General features: G+C 65.6%; 13 protein-coding genes. 12 read left to right on the top strand and 1 reads right to left on the bottom strand.

The features are described from left to right. The first annotated feature begins 163 nt into the window (after positions 1 to 163). From CXZ10_RS08625 to nagB, 8 genes are all read left to right on the top strand, one after another. Positions 164 to 487 carry a PTS fructose transporter subunit IIB gene (locus CXZ10_RS08625; RefSeq protein ID WP_101288746.1) on the top strand — a complete coding sequence of 108 codons (324 nt, stop codon included), beginning with the start codon at positions 164 to 166 and terminating at the stop codon, positions 485 to 487. 161 nt (positions 488 to 648) lie between these two features. Then, positions 649 to 2,472, top strand: a complete 1,824-nt coding sequence (gene glmS / locus CXZ10_RS08620; RefSeq protein ID WP_101288745.1) for a glutamine--fructose-6-phosphate transaminase (isomerizing) — start codon at positions 649 to 651, stop codon at positions 2,470 to 2,472. A gap of 591 nt (positions 2,473 to 3,063) precedes the next feature. Then, positions 3,064 to 4,986, top strand: a complete 1,923-nt coding sequence (locus CXZ10_RS08615) for a PTS mannitol transporter subunit IICBA (RefSeq protein WP_101288744.1) — start codon at positions 3,064 to 3,066, stop codon at positions 4,984 to 4,986. A gap of 118 nt (positions 4,987 to 5,104) precedes the next feature. Continuing rightward, positions 5,105 to 6,247: a mannitol-1-phosphate 5-dehydrogenase gene (locus CXZ10_RS08610; protein ID WP_101288743.1), complete on the top strand. Its 1,143-nt coding sequence runs from the start codon at positions 5,105 to 5,107 to the stop codon at positions 6,245 to 6,247. Positions 6,248 to 6,366: 119 nt separating this feature from the next. After that, a complete protein-coding gene (gene ptsP / locus CXZ10_RS08605) occupies positions 6,367 to 8,916 on the top strand; it encodes a phosphoenolpyruvate--protein phosphotransferase (RefSeq protein WP_180335920.1) in 2,550 nt (849 codons plus the stop codon). A 48-nt stretch (positions 8,917 to 8,964) separates the two neighbouring features. Next, positions 8,965 to 9,852, top strand: a complete 888-nt coding sequence (locus tag CXZ10_RS08600; RefSeq protein WP_101288741.1) for a helix-turn-helix domain-containing protein — start codon at positions 8,965 to 8,967, stop codon at positions 9,850 to 9,852. A 78-nt stretch (positions 9,853 to 9,930) separates the two neighbouring features. Then, positions 9,931 to 11,139, top strand: a complete 1,209-nt coding sequence (locus CXZ10_RS08595) for an ROK family transcriptional regulator (protein WP_101288740.1) — start codon at positions 9,931 to 9,933, stop codon at positions 11,137 to 11,139. 63 nt (positions 11,140 to 11,202) lie between these two features. Then, the gene (gene nagB / locus CXZ10_RS08590; protein WP_245412974.1) at positions 11,203 to 11,994 is read left to right on the top strand and encodes a glucosamine-6-phosphate deaminase; all 792 of its coding nucleotides are present in this window, start codon (positions 11,203 to 11,205) and stop codon (positions 11,992 to 11,994) included. 61 nt (positions 11,995 to 12,055) lie between these two features. Here nagB and CXZ10_RS08585 read toward each other — a convergent pair whose 3' ends face one another. Beyond that, on the bottom strand, positions 12,056 to 13,504 hold the full coding sequence (locus CXZ10_RS08585) for a sensor histidine kinase (RefSeq protein WP_180335919.1): 1,449 nt from the start codon (positions 13,502 to 13,504) through the stop codon (positions 12,056 to 12,058). A gap of 400 nt (positions 13,505 to 13,904) precedes the next feature. Here CXZ10_RS08585 and rpmH point away from each other — a divergent pair, with 400 nt between their 5' ends. From rpmH to yihA, 4 genes are all read left to right on the top strand, one after another. Continuing rightward, positions 13,905 to 14,039 (top strand): 50S ribosomal protein L34, encoded by a 135-nt coding sequence (gene rpmH / locus CXZ10_RS08580; RefSeq protein WP_026781973.1) that lies wholly within the window; start codon positions 13,905 to 13,907, stop codon positions 14,037 to 14,039. Between the two features lie 52 nt (positions 14,040 to 14,091). Beyond that, a complete protein-coding gene (rnpA, locus tag CXZ10_RS08575; protein WP_101288986.1) occupies positions 14,092 to 14,502 on the top strand; it encodes a ribonuclease P protein component in 411 nt (136 codons plus the stop codon). After that, positions 14,499 to 16,310, top strand: a complete 1,812-nt coding sequence (yidC, locus tag CXZ10_RS08570) for a membrane protein insertase YidC (RefSeq protein WP_101288738.1) — start codon at positions 14,499 to 14,501, stop codon at positions 16,308 to 16,310. Before rnpA ends, yidC begins: the two co-directional genes overlap by 4 nt. 107 nt (positions 16,311 to 16,417) lie before the next feature. Continuing rightward, a complete protein-coding gene (gene yihA, locus CXZ10_RS08565; protein WP_101288737.1) occupies positions 16,418 to 17,068 on the top strand; it encodes a ribosome biogenesis GTP-binding protein YihA/YsxC in 651 nt (216 codons plus the stop codon). The last annotated feature ends 98 nt before the right edge of the window (positions 17,069 to 17,166 follow it).

The raw sequence follows: 17,166 nt of genomic DNA, 5'->3' as shown, positions 1-17,166 counted from the left end.
GCTGCCGGTACCGTTCCGGACAATTGGCGGTTGATCTCGGCAATGCCCGCCTACTGCCGCCCGGTTTGCAGCTTCGGCGCATTTGCAGTATCAGAGCGACGTGTTGTTGGGGGATGCCGGCTGCGGATCGATCGCAAGCGGCAATGGCGGGGAAGGAGGCGACATGGAGAACGACACCAGGATCGTCGTCGTCACTGCCTGTCCGACCGGTGTCGCGCTCACCTACATGGCTGCTACCCGCCTCCTGACCGCCGCTCAGCGGCTCGGCTATCTCATCAAGGTCGAGACGCAGGGCGCTCTCGGCAGCGAGGACGTCCTGACACGCAAGGACATCGGCCGCGCTCATGCCGCCATCATTGCCGCTGACGTCGATATCGACGGCCTCGAACGCTTCCAGAGCGTGCCGGTGCTGACCGTCGGTACGGCGCGAGCCATCGCCGATCCCGAGGCGGTGCTGGCCGAAGCCCTGGCGCTGCCTAGACCGTAGGATCGGTCCGTTCGGCAAGATTTCTGTAAAATTTGGCAACTATTGTTGACTTGTCGCCAGTTATTCGGCGTGACACGGTCGCCTCCCATGAAAGGCGCGATCGCCCAGGCGAGTTTCGTCTGATAGATCGGCCTCCGGGACAACAATGGGTTAGTTCGTCAATGTGCGGAATTATTGGAATCGTCGGTCGCGATGGTGTCTCTGAACTGTTGCTCGAAGGGCTGAAGCGCCTCGAATACCGCGGCTATGACAGCGCCGGCATCGCGACGCTGGTGGATGGCGCCATCGAGCGCCGTCGCGCCGAGGGCAAGCTGATCAATCTGGAACGACGGCTCGCCGAAGCGCCGCTCGCCGGTTCCATCGGCATCGGTCATACGCGCTGGGCGACCCATGGCGGTCCCACCGAGGGCAATGCCCATCCGCATGCGACGGATAGAGTGGCGGTGGTCCATAACGGCATCATCGAGAACTATCAGGCGCTGACCGCCGAACTCACCCGGAAGGGCCACGTCTTCGTCACCGAGACGGACACCGAGGTGGTCGCCCATCTGATCACCGACTACCTTCAGCAGGGCAAGGCGCCGGTCGAAGCCTGTCGCCTCGCCTTCCATCGGCTTGAAGGCGCCTTCGCTTTGGCCATTCTTTTTGCTGGCGAGGAGAACCTGATGGTCGGCACGCGGCGCGGGACGCCGCTCGCCGTCGGCTATGGCGATGGCGCCATGTATCTCGCCTCCGACGCCTTCGCCATGGCGCCGCTCACCAACCGGCTCGCCTATCTTGAAGATGGCGACTGGGTGGTGCTGACGCGCAACTCGGCCGAGATCCGCGCCGCCGACGATACGCCGGTCGAGCGCAAGATCCACGTCTCCAACGTGTCGGCGGCGCTGATCGGCAAGGCCGGTCATCGCCACTTCATGCTCAAGGAGATCTTCGAGCAGCCGCAGGTGATCGGCGACACCATCAACGCCTTCGTGTCCGCGTCCACCGGCACCATCGCGTTGCCCGATTTGCCCTTCGATCCTGCCAAGGTGCCCCGTCTCACCATCGTCGCCTGCGGCACCGCCTATTACGTCGCCATGGTGGCCAAATACTGGTTCGAGCAGGTGGCCCGCCTGCCGGTCGAGGTGGACATCGGCTCGGAGTTCCGCTACCGCGACACGCCGTTCGAGAAGGGCGGCGTCGCCGTCTTCGTGTCGCAGTCGGGCGAAACGCTCGACACGCTGGAAGCACTGCGCCATGCCAAGCGGGCAGGGCAACACATCGTCTCCATCGTCAACGTGCCCGAGAGTACCATCGCTCGCGAAAGCGATCGCGTGCTCTACACCCTGGCCGGCCCGGAGATCGGCGTCGCCTCGACCAAGGCCTTCACCACCCAGCTCACGGTCATGGCCTGCCTGGTGCTGGCCTTCGCCCGCGCCCGCGGCACGATTTCCCATGAGCGCGAGGCCGAGTTGGCGCTGGCGCTGCGTGAAGTTCCGGCCCGCGCCGCCGAGGTGTTGCGCCACGACGACGCCATCCAGGCGCTGGCCAGCATGGTGGCCGAAAGCCGCGATGCCCTCTATCTCGGCCGAGGCACCGCCTACCCGATCGCCCTTGAGGGCGCATTGAAGCTGAAGGAGATCAGCTATATCCACGCCGAGGGCTACGCCGCCGGCGAGATGAAGCACGGTCCCATCTCGCTGATCGACGATGGCGTGCCGGTCATCGCGCTCGCCCCGTCTGACGCTCTCTTCGAGAAGGTGGTCTCCAACATCCAGGAAGTGGCCGCCCGTTCCGGCCGCGTGCTGCTGATCTCCGACGCCGACGGCGTCGCCCGTCTCGGCGGCAAGGTGCGCTGGTCGATCGAGCTGCCGAAGGTCGATCCCTTTGTGGCACCCATTCTCCATTCGCTGCCGGTGCAACTCCTCGCCTACCACACGGCCGTGGCCAAGGGCACCGATGTCGATCAGCCGCGCAACCTCGCCAAGAGCGTTACCGTCGAGTAAACGCCGCATCGGCTGATTCCTGTTCGAGCAAGGGTGGTGCGCCGGTCTTTCGAGGCCGGCGCGCTGCTTTTTCCATCAGTAAAAAGTATAAGCGGGGGAGCCAGGGTGCTCCGTATGTCGACTTAAGTATGGCCTGAGGCAAGCCTCAATCATACAATTTTCAAGTCATGGATATCATTCCAAATCAATGGATTTCATGGGCTTTTCGCCGCGAGGAGCGAGAAGCGTCGCGACGTTGCGTCAAGGTGGGATACATTTTTACAGTCGTGTTTATATCTTTCCACTTTAACTCATAGTGATGTCATGTTTTCATCACAATCGAACGAGGACCCGTAAGAACAACATTTGAACTGTGCTGGAGTCCGAGCGTCGATAGGCGTTCGGAGCGGTGTTTTCGTATCTCCCGGACCGTGAAATACGGGGCTGGGATGGAGGAGCGGAGAGGCTCGCACGTTAAACGATCTGACTGGCTCACCCCGGGAGCCGGTATTACTTCGACGCAACGTAGTTGCGGCGACGGGGTCGTTTATTCTGCGGTCTGTCGGCTTCCCTCTGGGGCGTGACAGGACTTCGTGGAGGAGTTTCCAAGACATGGCATATACCGGAACCGCAGGGGGCGACGGATCGGCCTCCAATCTCAAGGTGCGCGTCCAGCAAGTGGGCCGCTTCCTGAGCAGCATGGTGATGCCCAACATCGGCGCATTCGTCGCCTGGGGCATCATTACCACCCTCTTCATCCCGACCGGCTGGCTGCCTAACGAGTATTTCGGTCAGCTCGTGGGCCCGATGATCAAGTATCTGCTGCCGCTTCTGCTTGGCTATACCGGCGGCAAGCTGGTTTATGGTGAGCGCGGCGCGGTCGTTGGCGCCATCGTCACCGCCGGCGCCATCATCGGTGCCGAAATCCCGATGTTCCTCGGCGCCATGATCGTTGGTCCGATCGGCGGCTGGGCGATCAAGCAGTTCGACAAGCTCGTCGACGGCAAGATCCGCCCCGGCTTCGAGATGCTGGTCAACAACTTCTCGTCCGGCATCATCGGCATGATCCTCGCCATGATCGCCTACGCGATTGTCGGCCCGATCGTCGCTTCGCTGTCGAACGTGCTCGGTGCCGCCGTCAACACCTTGATCCAGACCGGCGTCATCCCGCTGGCCTCGGTCCTGGTCGAGCCGGCCAAGGTGCTGTTCCTCAACAACGCCATCAACCACGGCGTCTTCACCCCGCTCGGTATCCAGCAGGCCGCCGAACAGGGCAAGTCGCTGGTGTTCCTGATCGAAGCCAACCCGGGTCCGGGCCTTGGCCTCCTGCTGGCCTACATGGTCTTCGGCCGTGGCAACGCCAAGGAATCGGCGCCGGCTGCCGCCATCATCCACTTCTTCGGCGGCATCCATGAGATCTACTTCCCCTATGTGCTGATGAAGCCGCGCCTGATCATCGCCATGATCGCTGGCGGTGCCACCGGCGTCGCGGCCAACATGCTGCTCGGCGGCGGCCTGCGTGCTCCGGCTTCTCCGGGTTCGATCTTCGCCGTGCTCGGCATGACCCCGGCCGATGGTTTCGTGGGTGTCATTTCGTCGGTCGTCCTGGCTGCCGCCGTGACCTTCCTGGTCGCTTCGGTTCTGCTCAAGACCGACAAGACCGAGGAAGCCGCCGAGGACCTCGAAGCGGCCGCCGCTCGCATGCGGGCCATGAAGGCCGAATCGAAGGGCATGGCCGCTCCGGCTTCCGCTGCCTCGGCTGCCATCTCCGGTCCGGTGCGGTCCATCATGGTCGCCTGTGACGCTGGCATGGGTTCGTCCGCCATGGGGGCCTCCATGCTTCGCAAGAAGCTGGATCAGGCCGGTCTCGGTGCCATTCGCTCGGGCAACGTCGCGATCAACGCGCTGCCGTCCGACGTGGATGTGGTCATCACCCACAAGGACCTGACCGAGCGTGCCCGCCGGGCCGCTCCGGGTGCGACGCACGTCTCCATCTCCAACTTCCTCGATGGCGCGGCCTATGACCGCATCGTCGCCGAAATCAAGGCGAAGGCGGGCTCCGCCGCGGCTCCGGCCGCCGGCCAGCCCGAGGGTGGCGCATCTTTTAATCTCGGTGAGGAAAATATCTTCCTCGGCCTCACCGCGTCCACCAAAGAGGAAGCCATTCGCTTCGCCGGCTCCAAGCTTCTGGAGATGGGCGCGATCACCCCGAGCTACATCGACGCCATGCTCCAGCGCGAGACCATCGTGTCGACCTACCTCGGCCAGTCGCTGGCCATGCCGCACGGCACCAACGAAGCGAAGAACGAGGTTCTGAAGACCGGCATCGTCGTCTGCCAATATCCCGACGGCGTGTTCTTCGGTCCCGAACCCGAGAATGTGGCTCGTCTCGTCGTTGGCCTCGCCGCCAAGGGCAACGAGCACATGGATGTCATGTCGGCCCTCGCCAGGGTTCTCGAAAATCCCAAGGTGGTCGCCCACCTTGCGACGACCAAGAACCCGGCCGACGTGCTGCGCATCCTCGATCTCGGCTGACCTCGGCTTCTGACAACCGGGGCCGCCCATGGGCGGCCTCCTTCCCGAGCATCGGACCGAAAAGCGGGAGCCGTTTTCGGGCAAACCGATGCGCTAGAGCACAGTTTCGGAGACGACCATGCGAGCCATTCACTTCGGCGCCGGCAACATCGGCCGCGGGTTCATCGGCAAGATCCTGGCCGATGCCGGTTGGTCGGTCACCTTCGCCGACGTCAACGAGACCCTGGTCGGACAGATCGCCAGGGATGGCCGCTATCCCGTGGACATCGTCGGCTCGGGCAGCCGCCGCGAGGAGGTGACGGGCGTCACCGCCGTCTCGTCGATCGGCGAGGAAATCGTCGCCCGCATCGCATCCGCCGATCTCGTCACCACCGCTGTCGGGCCGGCCGTGCTGCCCAAGATCGCGCCGACCATCGCCCGCGGCCTTGAGGCGCGCGTTGCCGCCGGCAAGCATGCGCCGCTCAACATCATCGCCTGCGAGAACACCATTCGTGGCACGACGCAGCTCAAGGACGCGATCTTCGGTCATCTGCCGGCAGCCGTCGCCGCCGTGGTGGAGATCGAAGTCGGTTTCGCCGACAGCGCCGTCGACCGCATCGTGCCGCCGGCGCCGCCGGTCGAGGGCGAACCGCTCGCGGTCACCGTCGAGGAATTCTCCGAGTGGATCGTCGACCGTACCCAGCTCAAGGGTTGGACGCACGACATCCCCGGCATGGAGCTCACCGACGACCTGATGGCCTTCGTCGAGCGCAAGCTGTTCACGCTCAACACCGGCCACGCCATCACCGCCTACCTCGGCTTCGAGAAGGGGCTGCCGACCATCCGCGACGCGATCGAGGACGAGGGCATCCGTGCCGTCGTCAAGGCGGCGATGGAGGAGAGCGGCGCCGTCCTGATCCGCCGTTATGGCTTCGATCCGGCCAAGCACGCGGCCTATATCGAAAAGATCCTCGGCCGCTTTGCCAATCCCTTCATTCGCGACGATGTCGCGCGCGTCGGCCGCGAACCCCTGCGCAAGCTCGGCAAGGGCGACCGTCTGATCCGGCCGCTGCTCGGCACGCTGGAATACGGTCTGCCGCACGAGAACCTCGTCAAGGGTATCGCGGCGGCCCTTCACTATCGCAACGACGGCGATCCCCAGGCGGTGGAAATGCAGGCGGCCATCACCGAGGTCGGCGTTGCCGCCGCCGTCGATCGCTTCTCCGGCAACGCGCTTCCCGCCGAGGTTCTTGCCGAGATCGCTGCGGCGGCCCAGATTTAGGTCCCACGAGGCAAGATGGGCCGCCGACAGGCGTCCTTCCCCCTCGCATCGCCGGTCGCCGCCGATCTCAGCGGCGGATGTGAGGCTTTGCCTCGACACAAGGTATGGGAGACAAGCGCATGACCACCTCCTCCATCTCCGTCCGCGCTCCGCTCAAGGGCCGGATCGTGCCGCTCGGCGACGTTCCCGACCCGATGTTCGCGCTCGGCATGATGGGCGACGGCGTCGCCATCGAACCGGAGGTCGGCGAGGTGCATGCGCCTGTGGCCGGCACGGTGACCTCGGTGCACCGCCGCGGCCACGCCGTGAAGGTGATGACAGTCGAGGGCGCGGAGTTCCTTGTCCATGTCGGCCTTGAGGCCGTGGCGCTACGCGGCACCGGTCTCAGCGCCGTGGTGGCCGAGGGCGACCGGGTCGCCGCCGGTGACCTCCTCATCCGCTTCGACCTCGCCGCGCTCGTAGAGAGCTGCGGCATCGTGACGACGCCCATCCTTGTCACCAACGAGGAGGCCTTCCATGTCACGGCGCGCAAATCGGGCGGTGCGGTCGGTTTCGGCGACGAGGTGATGACGGTGATGCCGATCGGCGTCGAAGCGCCGCCGCCGGTGGAACGGCTCGAGCGGGATGTCGTGCTGGAGATGAGTGAGGGCCTGCACGCCCGTCCGGCGGCTCTGCTCGCCGCCAAGGCCAAGGAATATGCCAGCGCCGTGGAAATCGCGCTCGGCGAGCGCAAGGCCAACGCCAAGAGCCCCGTGTCACTTCTGACGCTCGGTAGCCGTTGGGGCAGTCGTCTGACCGTTTCGGCGGAAGGGGCCGATGCGGCAGCGGCGGTCGACGGCGTGATCGAAGCGATCGCCTCCGGTCTGGGCGACCCGATCGTGCCCTATGTCGACGCAGGGCAGGGCACCTTGCCGGGTGTCTCCGATGCCGTTTCTGTCGAGGAAGAGGCGCCCGTCGACCTCACGCCATTCGGCCCTGACGATCGGCCGCAGCTCGCCGGCGTGGTCGCCGCGCCCGGCCTTGCCATTGGCCGCGCCGTTCATCTCAAGGAGAAAGTCGCCCGTCCGGCCGAGCAAGGCGGCGACATGGTGGCCGAAAGCGAGGCGCTCGATGCCGCCATCGCCCGTGTTCACCAGCACCTCAGCGAACAGGCGACCGCTGGCCGTACCCAGCAGCAGCGGGAGATCATGGCGGCGCATGCCGCGCTTCTCGAAGACACCGAGCTCCTCGAAGGCGCCCGCGACCGCATCGCCCGTGGCAAGAGCGCCGGCTGGGCCTTTTCCGATACGATCTCGGCCCAGGCGGCCCTGCTGCGCGGGCTGGACAACGCTCGCCTCGCCGAGCGCGCCGCCGACCTCGTTGATCTCGAGCAGCAGGTCCTGACGGTGCTGGCTGGCGGCTCGCCCGAGAGTCTTGCGCTGCCCGAGGACGCCATCGCCATTGCCGACGACCTTCTGCCCTCGCAGTTCATGGCCTTCGGCGAGCGCCTGCCGGCCGCCTTCGTGGTCGCCAAGGGCGGCCGCACGTCGCATGTGGCCATTCTCTCGGCGGCGAGCGGCGTGCCGATGCTGGCTGCCGTTGGCGCCGACGCCCGCCGCATTCCCGAGGGAACGCCGCTGATCGTCGACGCCGAGCGCGGCGAAATCCAGGTGAACCCAACCGAGGCGACCATCGAGGCCACCCGCAAGGCGGCGGCCGAGCGCGAGGCGCGCCGCGCCGCCAACCGCGAGGCGGCGCCGATCGATTGCGTGATGGCCGACGGCACGCGTCTGCCTGTCTACGCCAATGTCGGCTCGGTGGCCGACGCGGCGCGTGGCCTTGCCTTCGGGGCCGAGGGCTCCGGTCTGCTCCGGACCGAGTTCCTGTTCCTCGATCGGCCGACGGCCCCCACCGAGGCCGAACAGCAGGCCGAGTATCAGGCGATCGCCGATGCGCTGCGCGGCAAGCCGCTGACCATCCGCACGCTCGATATCGGCGGCGACAAGCCGCTGCCCTATCTCAAGCAGGCGGCGGAGGAGAACCCCATCCTCGGCGTGCGGGGCATTCGCGTTTCCAGGCGGCGGCCCGACCTCCTGCGCCAGCAGTTCCGTGCCATCCTCAAGGTGACGCCGGTTTCGGTCGTTCGCATCATGATGCCGATGATCGCCGATATCGGCGAGCTTCGCTGGGCCAAGGGTATCTTCGAGGAGGAAAAGGCAGCGCTCGGCGTCACCGCCGACGTGCCGCTCGGCATCATGATCGAGGTGCCGGCTGCCGTTGCCATGGCCGACAAGCTGGCACAGGAGGCCGACTTCTTCTCGATCGGCACCAACGACCTTACCCAGTATGTGCTGGCCATGGATCGCGGCAACACCGAGCTCGCCCCTGAGATCGACTCTCTGCATCCGGCCGTCCTCAAGACGATCGGCGACGCGGCGGCGGCCGGCGCCCGCCACGGCTGCCCGGTGGGCGTGTGCGGCGGTCTCGCGTCGGAACTGCCGGCGGCGCCCATCCTGATCGGTCTCGGCGTCACCAGCCTGTCGGCGACGCGATCCGGCATCCCCGACCTCAAGGCCTTTATCCGCACGCTCGACAAGGGCACCTGCCGCGCCGTGGCGGAGGAGGCGCTGTCGCTCGATTCGGCGGCCGAGGTCCGGGCGATGGTGGCGCGGCGCTGGCCGGGACTCTGACGGCTTTCTGCGAGTACCCCAAGTCCCCAAGCAATAAGGAGACGCACCATGTTGACAGCCAACGTGACGCTCGACGATTTTGCCCGTGGGGACGCGCTTGCCGCCGCGGCAGGCTGGCCACACCGCATCGTCTTCGGCCTCGATGCCGCCGCGCCGCCGCTCGGCGCGTTGCAGGTGCAGTTCGCCCGCTTCGAGTTCGTCATCGCCGGCACCTATACCAATGTGCTGTGTGACCGCGCCGCGCGGATCATCGAGAGCGAACTCGGTCCGGGCGATGCGCTGGTGGTTCCCGGCAACTGCTGGAACCAGCCGCTTTGGGACAAGGACGTCGAGGTGCTGAGCCTTCTGTTTGGCGCCACCCATCTTGGCGTCAGCCTGGTGCGCTGGAGTGCCGGCGAGCAGCGTTTCGTCTCGGTCGAGAAACGCAACTGCCTGATCCCCGGCAACGGCCCCTTGCAGCATCTGGTCGAGGCCATGGCCAGCCACCGCGACGACGTGGGCCCCACCAGCCTGGACGCCCGCCTCTTGGCGCAGTCCATCCTCGAATACGCCCGCCGGCTGATCGCCAACCCCGTACCGGAAGAGGACCGGCAGTCTTCGGCCTTCTTCCGCGCTGCCTGCCTCTATATCGAGGAGAACTTCGACCGGCTGATCACCCGCGACACGGTGGCCGCCCACCTGCGTATCAGCCCCAATTACTTCTCCCGCGTCTTCCGCGAGCAGGGCGCCATGACGTTTTCCGACTACCTGACGCAGGTGAGGATCGGCAAGGCCAAGTTCATGCTGGAGAAATACGACCTGCCATTGTCCCAGATCGCCCAGCGCTGCGGCTTCAATGACTTCAACTATTTCTACAAGGTGTTCAAGAAAGTCGTGGGTCGCACGCCCACCGAATACCGAAATTCGGTGCAGGCCGGGGCAGCGGCTAAGGCGTAAGTGTTGGCAGGGCTGTGAAGTCTCGCGTTTGGGTGTATGGATCGATCCCGTGATGCTCCCAGGGAGACTTCCGGCCCGATGATCCAAGACGATACCGCAACGCCGGTGCTGCGCCAGATCTCGGTGCGCGCCGTCATGGACGTGCTCCTCAACTCCGGCGCCACCTCGCGAGCCGCCCTCGCCAAGATCACCGGCCTTTCCAAGCAGACCATGTCGGAAGTGATCCGCGTGCTCGAGAGCGGCGGCTTCGTCCGCGTCAAGGGCGTCACCTCGGGCACGGTCGGCCGTGCGGCGGTGATCTACGAGGTCGATCCATCGGCTGGCTATGTCATCGGCGCCGAGCTTGGCGCCACGTCGTTGCGCCTGTCGCTCGCCAACATCGTCGGCGATATCCTTGCTTCTGCTGAAGCGCCCTCAGGCGACCTCGCCGGCACGGCCCTGGTGTCGGCGCTCGGCCGGCTTTCGAGCGAACTGATCGCCGAGGCGGGCATCGACCGGCAGAAGGTTCGCGTCGCCGCGGTGGCCATGCCCGGCGTCGTCGAGCCGGTCAGCGGGCGCCTGTCGCTGTCGCCCAACCTCGAAGGGCTGGGCGATGTCGACGTCCGTACGCTGCTGTCCGCCGAGCTTGGTTGCCCTGTCGTGATCGAAAATGACATCAATGCGGCAGTGATCGGCGAATCCTGGGTCGGCTGCGCCGTCGGCGTGGACGAGGTGGCCTTCGTGTCGCTCGGCACCGGCATCGGTCTCGGCGCGCTCACCGGCGGGCGTTTGATCCGCGGCGCCAGCGGGGCGGCCGGCGAGATCGGCTTCCTGCCGATCGGCGCCGATCCGGCCGCCGCCGACAGCCTGGAGCGGGGCGCCCTCGAAAGCACCATCGGCGGGCGCGGCATCCGCGAGCGCTATCGGGCGCTTGGGGGCGACAGGGCGCGGAGTCCGGCCGACATCTTTGCCGCCGCCTTGCAAGGCGAGGACGCCGCCGCCGTCACCGCGGCCCGCGACGCGGCCCGCACCGCCGCGCTGGCCATGGTGGCGGTCCACGCGCTGCTTGAACCGCGCAAGGTCGTAGTGGGGGGCATCGTTGGCTGCCTGCCCGGCGTGGTGGACTGGATCAGGGCCGAGTTGCCGCGAGTCAGCCGCCGGTCGATCGCCGTCGAGGTGTCGTCGCTCGGCGCTCGCGCCGCCTTGACCGGCGCCGTCGCCCTGGCCCTCAATCAGGCCCACAATCTCTTGTTCAGCCCGGCTGATCTGCCGATGCCCCTGCGTTTGCCCGCCGCCGTGCATGGCTGACCGTCATCGAAATTTTATGTTCGGCATCTTGACGAACTAATTATCTGTCGCCATGATCTCTCTATGAGATGGCGGTCGCTCGTGCTCGACCGGTCGATGGAGCTCAAGATGCGGATCAATCACTTTCCCACCACCGTCGCGGCGGCCAACGCCGTGGCCGATCGCATCGCCGAGCGCCTCAAGGCGACGCCCAACGTCGTTCTGGGCCTTGCGACGGGTGCCACCATGGAGCCGGTCTACGAGCGGCTTGTCGCGCTGCATCGTGCCGGTGAGATCAGCTTCGCCGGCGTCACCTCGTTCAATCTCGATGAGTATGTCGGCCTGCCGCCCGAGGATCCTCGGTCTTACCGGGCAACCATGGACAGCCAGTTGTTCGATCTCGTCGATATCGACAAGAGCAGGACCTTCGTGCCGGACGGCCTCGCCGCCGACCCCGCCGCCTTCGCGAGCCGCTACGAGGCGATGATCCGCGAGGCGGGCGGCATCGATCTGCAGCTTCTCGGCATCGGCCGAAACGGCCATATCGGCTTCAACGAGCCGGGCGCCGACTTTGCCGCTCGCACGCGCGTCGTCGATCTTGAAGAATCGACGCTGGAGGCCAACTCGGCCTTCTTCGATGGCGCGCTGCCGCCCACCCAGGCCATGACCATGGGTATCGGCACCATTCTGGAGTCGCGGGAGATCATCGTGCTGGCCACCGGCGCCACCAAGCGCGACGCGGTCCGGACGGCGCTCCTCGGTGCCGTCACGCCCGACTGCCCGGCCACCGTGCTGCGCCGTCACGCCAATGTCAGCTGGTGGCTCGATGCCGAGAGCGGCGCCGACGTGGCCGGCGAGAGCCTGGCGGCAGAGTAAGCTCTCAATACCTGTATCGAAACGCGAGCGGCGGCGCTGTGGGCACCGCCGCTATTTCCGTTCATGCGGCGGCGCGAATCGGTCGATCGGGGATCTCGATGACGAAGGTGGCACCGGGGCCGCCGTCGAGGCAGACGATCGTGCCGCCATGCGCCTTGACGAGTTCGGCGACGATGGCGAGGCCGAGGCCGGTGCCGCCGGTTCGCACCGAGCCGGAGAAGGGCTTGAATAGCGACTCCCTCGCCTTTTCCGACAGGCCGGGGCCTGTGTCGGAGATGCGGATGCTGACCTTGGCGCCGGCACGCTCGGCCGACACGGTGAGCCGCCGCACGAGGGCATCGTCCTTGCATTGCTCGAGCGCCTGCGCCGCGTTGCGGACGAGGTTGAGCAACACCCGGAACAACTGGTCCGAATCGGCGTCGACCTCCAGGTCGTCGGGCACCTCGTTCACCCATTCGATGCTGGCGTGATGAACGATGCCGGTCATCTCGGCCACATCGGTGCAGAGCCGCGATAGCGACAGGAGCCGGCGCGACGGCGGCGCTTCCTGCGCCTTGCCATAGGCCAGCACCGACTGGCAGTAGTTGATGGCCCGGTCGATGGCCGACACCAGCTTGGGCGCAAAGCGCTGCACCGACGGATCGGGAATGGCCGTCAGCCGGTCGGAGATGAGCTGGGCCGAGGCGAGCAGATTGCGAAGGTCATGGTTGATCTTCGACACCGCGAGCCCCAGCTCGACGAGCCGCTTCTGCTGCTTGAACAGCTCCTGAATGCGTTGCTGCATGGTGGCTATGGCGAACTCGGCGCGGCCGATCTCGTCGGTGCGGCCGCCATAGCGGACCAGGTAGTCGTCGCTCTCGGGCTCCTGCGACCATTTGTAGATCGACTTGCCCAGGCGCCGCATCGGGATGACCATCAGATACTGGATGGAAAAGAACACCAACACGCCGACGAAGGCGGAGATCAGGAAGGAAACCAGCAGCAGCCGGCCGGCGAAATGCAGGAGCTCGTCCCGGAGATGGGTCTCCGAGAATACCACCTCGACCTGGCCCTCGCCGTCATAGGTGCCGGTGACGCGAATGGTGCGGTCACCGCCGAACAGCATGGTGTCCATCGCCTCCGTGACCATGCCGTGGGTCATCTGGCTGTCGAAGTCGATGCTCCGGGTGACGGTCGGCGGTGTATCCGCCATGGCAACGAGCTGCTTCATGCCTTCCGTGCGCACGGCGACGGCATAGGCATCCAGCCGGTTGAGAAGATCGGCCTGGATCGTGCGCGGCAGCGCCGTCTCCGGATAGGTGGTCAGCGTATGCGCAACAATCCCAGCGGTATGAATCTTCGATTCGATATAGTTGCGCTGGAAATTGGCGATGGCCGGCACAAACAGCAGCACTTCCGCGAACATCACGAAAAGGATCGTGAAGATCAGGAGCTTGAAGGACAGACTGAAGGTGTGCTTGGTCGGGAAGTGCGGCTTGGTGAAGCCGCCGGAAGTGTCAGTCTGGGCCATTATGGGCGGTTCCGAAAAAAGAATGCTCTCTATCTGTCGCTTCGCGCAGAAATTGGAAGAGGCCCGCGTCTGAAATAAGGTAAAATTCTGTCGCGTTGCCATATTTGCCGCGTTCCTAACCCGACGATGTGTCCACGGATGTCAGCAGTCGCCGGAAAGGCCGGGAAGCGGGCGGTCTTCCACGGGTTTGCATGGCATTGATGCGTTGACGAGCCCCCGTCCGTCCCGTATAAGCCCCTCCGATCGGAAGGGCGCCACCGGTCTTTTCGGCCGGCTTGGCCGTATATGACGTGGCCGATTTCCCAGTTGAGACACGAGAGCTGTCCGAAGGCGGAGCGCAACGCGTTCCGAGGCCGGGCCGCCGCCAGACACGAGGGGCCCGCCTGGCGGGCAAACGACCATGAAGCGGACTTATCAGCCGTCCAAGCTCATTCGCAAGCGCCGTCACGGCTTCCGTGCGCGCATGGCCACCGCCGGTGGTCGCAAGGTGATCGCCCGCCGTCGGGCCCAGGGGCGCAAGCGTCTGTCGGCGTGATCGGCCCTTGTTCTTGGCGGACGCCGGCCATCCGGCTCGCGAGGCGCCAGACATGAAGCGGCTGAAAAAGCGAAATGACTACGTAAAAGTCGCCCGGGGTGCCCGTACACCCCGGCGCGGCTTTTTGCTGCAATCGCTCCGCCGCCCCGATGCGGTGGAAGATGACGCCGAGGCGGATGCCCGCTTTGGTTTCACGGTGACCAAGAAGATGGGCAACGCCGTGGTGCGCAACCGCATCCGGCGCCGCCTCAAGGAAGCGGTGCGGCTCGCCGGCGCCGCGGTCGCCGACCCCAAGCGCGATTTCGTGCTGGTCGGCCGCCGCCCGGCGCTGGACATGCCGTTCACCGATCTGGTCGCCGAAGTGGTCGGCGCCGTTCGCGCTGCGGCCTCCGACAAGACGGGGCCGCGCGGCGGCAAGGGGGCGCTGAAGCCGGCGCCGAGCGAGGAAGATAAAGGTCCATGACCGAAAACCGCAACATGATCCTGGCCATTGCGCTGTCGCTGGCCGTGCTGCTCGGCTGGCAGTATTTCGTCGCTGGCCCGCAGCTCGAAAAGGCCCAGGTCGCCCAGCAGGCGGCCGAGCAGAAGGCGGGCCAGACGACGACCACCGCTCCGACCGGCGGAACCGCCGCCAGCGGTTCGGCGGCCGAGGGCACGGCGCCGACGGTTGGCACCAACACCACGGCGGCTTTCGTTTCCCGCGAGGAAGCGCTCGCCCGCAGCCCCCGCGTGGCGATCGACACGCCGGAGCTCACCGGCTCGATCAGCCTTGCTGGCGCCCGCATCGACGATCTGTCGCTGAAGCTCTATCGCGACACCATCGAGCCCAACTCGCCGCTGGTGAAGCTGCTCAATCCCTTCGGCACCAACCATGCCTACTATGCCGAGTTCGGCTTCATGGCGCCGGCCGGGGCCGGTGTGAAGCTGCCGGGCGCCGATACGCTCTGGACCGCGCCGGAGGGCGCGCGCCTGACGCCGTCGACGCCGGTAACCCTGACCTGGGACAATGGCGCCGGCTTCGTCTTCACCCGCGAGATCTCGGTCGACTCCCACGCCATGTTCACGGTGAAGGACAGCGTCGCCAACACGTCGGCTACTGCCGCTACCGTTTATCCCTATGGCCTCGTCACCCGCTATGGCACGCCGCAGGTGCCGGGCGCCTGGGTGTTGCACGAGGGCCTGCTCGGCGTCTTCGGCGACGAAGGGCTCACCGAGACTACCTACAAGGATCTGAAGGACAGCGAAGGCGTGAAGCCCGGTCCGGTCACCTCCGGCTGGCTTGGCATCACCGACAAGTATTGGGCGACAGCGCTTATTCCCGAGGGCGGCGTCTCCTTCCAGCCGCGCTTCTCCTGGGCGCTGGCCGGCGACGTCGATACCTATCAGGCCAACTACCTTCGCGATCCCCTAGAGGTTCCCGCCGGCGGCACGGCAGCCACCGAGACGCGCCTGTTCGCCGGCGCCAAGACGGTGGCGCGCGTCGACGCCTATGAGCGGGATCTCGGCATCGTCAAGTTCGACCGCATGATCGACTGGGGCTGGTTCTACTGGATCACCAAGCCGATGTTCCTGCTGATCGATTATCTCTACAATCTGGTCGGCAACTTCGGCATCGCCATCCTGTTGGTGACGCTGATCGTCAAGGCGATCTTCTTCCCGCTCGCCAACAAGTCCTACGCGTCGATGACCAAGATGAAGCTGTTGCAGCCGGCCATGGCCGACATCAAGGCCAAGTACCCGGACGACAAGGTCAAGCAGCAGCAGGAGACGATGGAGCTCTACAAGCGGGAGAAGATCAACCCGCTGGCCGGCTGCCTGCCGATCCTCGTGCAGATCCCGGTGTTCTTCTCGCTCTACAAGGTGCTCTACGTGACCATCGAAATGCGTCACGCGCCCTTCTTCGGCTGGATCCATGACCTGTCGGCTGCCGACCCGACGACCATCTTCAATCTGTTCGGGCTGATCCCCTGGATGCCGCCGCAGTTCCTGATGCTCGGCATCTGGCCGATCATCATGGGCATTACCATGTTCGTCCAGATGAAGCTCAACCCGGCGCCACCCGATCCGACGCAGGCGATGCTGTTCACCTGGATGCCGATCGTCTTCACCTTCATGATGGCGTCTTTCCCGGCCGGCCTTGTCATCTACTGGTCGTGGAACAACCTGCTGTCGATCCTGCAGCAGTCGCTGATCATGAAGAAGCACGGCGTCAAGATCGAGCTGTTCGACAATCTGAAGACGACCTTCGCCAGAAAGCCGAAAGCCGGCTGAAATCGCCGCCAAAGCTCGTAAAATCCTGCGGACCGGCTATACCCAGCCGGTCCGTTTCCTTTACAGGGCGAGGATCGCCCGCTTCCGACAGCTCAGGAACCGCAACGATGGACGAGACCCGCACCGCGATCGATCCCGAAGCGACGCGCCTCCTGTTCGCCCGTCCCTGGACCTTCGTCCGCGGCATGGCGCAGGCAAACGACCTGCCGCCGATCGCCGGAACCATCGAGGTGGCCTTCGCCGGCCGTTCCAATGTCGGCAAGTCGAGCCTCATCAACGCCCTGACTGGCCAGCAAGGCTTGGCCCGCACCTCCAACACGCCCGGCCGCACGCAGGAACTCAACCTGTTCCGGCCGGAAGTCGAGGCCGGCCTCCTGCTCGTCGACATGCCCGGCTATGGCTATGCCGAGGCGCCGAAGGAGAAGGTCGACGTCTGGAACGCGCTGATCCGCGATTATCTGCGCGGCCGTCCGAATCTGCGCCGCGTCTACGTGCTGATCGACGCCCGCCATGGCCTCAAGAAGAACGACGAGGATGTGCTGACGCTGCTCGACAAGGCGGCCGTCTCCTACCAGATCGTGCTGACCAAGGCCGACAAGCTGAAGCCGGGCGGCATCGACAAGGTGCTCGCCGACACCGCCGAGCGCATCCGCAAGCGTCCGGCCGCCTTCCCTGAGGTGCTCGCCACCTCCAGCGAGAAGGGCGCCGGCGTGGAGGAACTGCGAGCGGCGATTTCCCGGCTGCTGGCCGGCGCCTGAGCCGTCATTTTAGGCAGTTCCGGGTCGGAAGCCCCATGGTTCAGGCGTTGAGCCTGCCCCCCCGATCGGCTATAGGCCTTGTCGATCCAACCGACGCG

The organism is Pleomorphomonas diazotrophica (assembly GCF_002844595.1).
Lineage (GTDB): Bacteria > Pseudomonadota > Alphaproteobacteria > Rhizobiales > Pleomorphomonadaceae > Pleomorphomonas > Pleomorphomonas diazotrophica.
This window is presented reverse-complemented; position numbering and strand designations above follow the sequence as displayed.

Excerpts from the sequence above, each read along its gene's own strand:
- yihA (WP_101288737.1), top strand. The coding sequence starts at position 16,418 with ATGGACGAGACCCGCACCGCGATCGATCCCGAAGCGACGCGCCTCCTG.
- CXZ10_RS08595 (WP_101288740.1), top strand. The coding sequence starts at position 9,931 with ATGATCCAAGACGATACCGCAACGCCGGTGCTGCGCCAGATCTCGGTG.
- CXZ10_RS08615 (WP_101288744.1), top strand. The coding sequence starts at position 3,064 with ATGGCATATACCGGAACCGCAGGGGGCGACGGATCGGCCTCCAATCTC.
- ptsP (WP_180335920.1), top strand. The coding sequence starts at position 6,367 with ATGACCACCTCCTCCATCTCCGTCCGCGCTCCGCTCAAGGGCCGGATC.
- nagB (WP_245412974.1), top strand. The coding sequence starts at position 11,203 with ATGAGATGGCGGTCGCTCGTGCTCGACCGGTCGATGGAGCTCAAGATG.
- CXZ10_RS08610 (WP_101288743.1), top strand. The coding sequence starts at position 5,105 with ATGCGAGCCATTCACTTCGGCGCCGGCAACATCGGCCGCGGGTTCATC.
- glmS (WP_101288745.1), top strand. The coding sequence starts at position 649 with ATGTGCGGAATTATTGGAATCGTCGGTCGCGATGGTGTCTCTGAACTG.
- CXZ10_RS08625 (WP_101288746.1), top strand. The coding sequence starts at position 164 with ATGGAGAACGACACCAGGATCGTCGTCGTCACTGCCTGTCCGACCGGT.
- rpmH (WP_026781973.1), top strand. The coding sequence starts at position 13,905 with ATGAAGCGGACTTATCAGCCGTCCAAGCTCATTCGCAAGCGCCGTCAC.
- CXZ10_RS08600 (WP_101288741.1), top strand. The coding sequence starts at position 8,965 with ATGTTGACAGCCAACGTGACGCTCGACGATTTTGCCCGTGGGGACGCG.
- yidC (WP_101288738.1), top strand. The coding sequence starts at position 14,499 with ATGACCGAAAACCGCAACATGATCCTGGCCATTGCGCTGTCGCTGGCC.
- rnpA (WP_101288986.1), top strand. The coding sequence starts at position 14,092 with ATGAAGCGGCTGAAAAAGCGAAATGACTACGTAAAAGTCGCCCGGGGT.
- CXZ10_RS08585 (WP_180335919.1), bottom strand. The coding sequence starts at position 13,504 with ATGGCCCAGACTGACACTTCCGGCGGCTTCACCAAGCCGCACTTCCCG.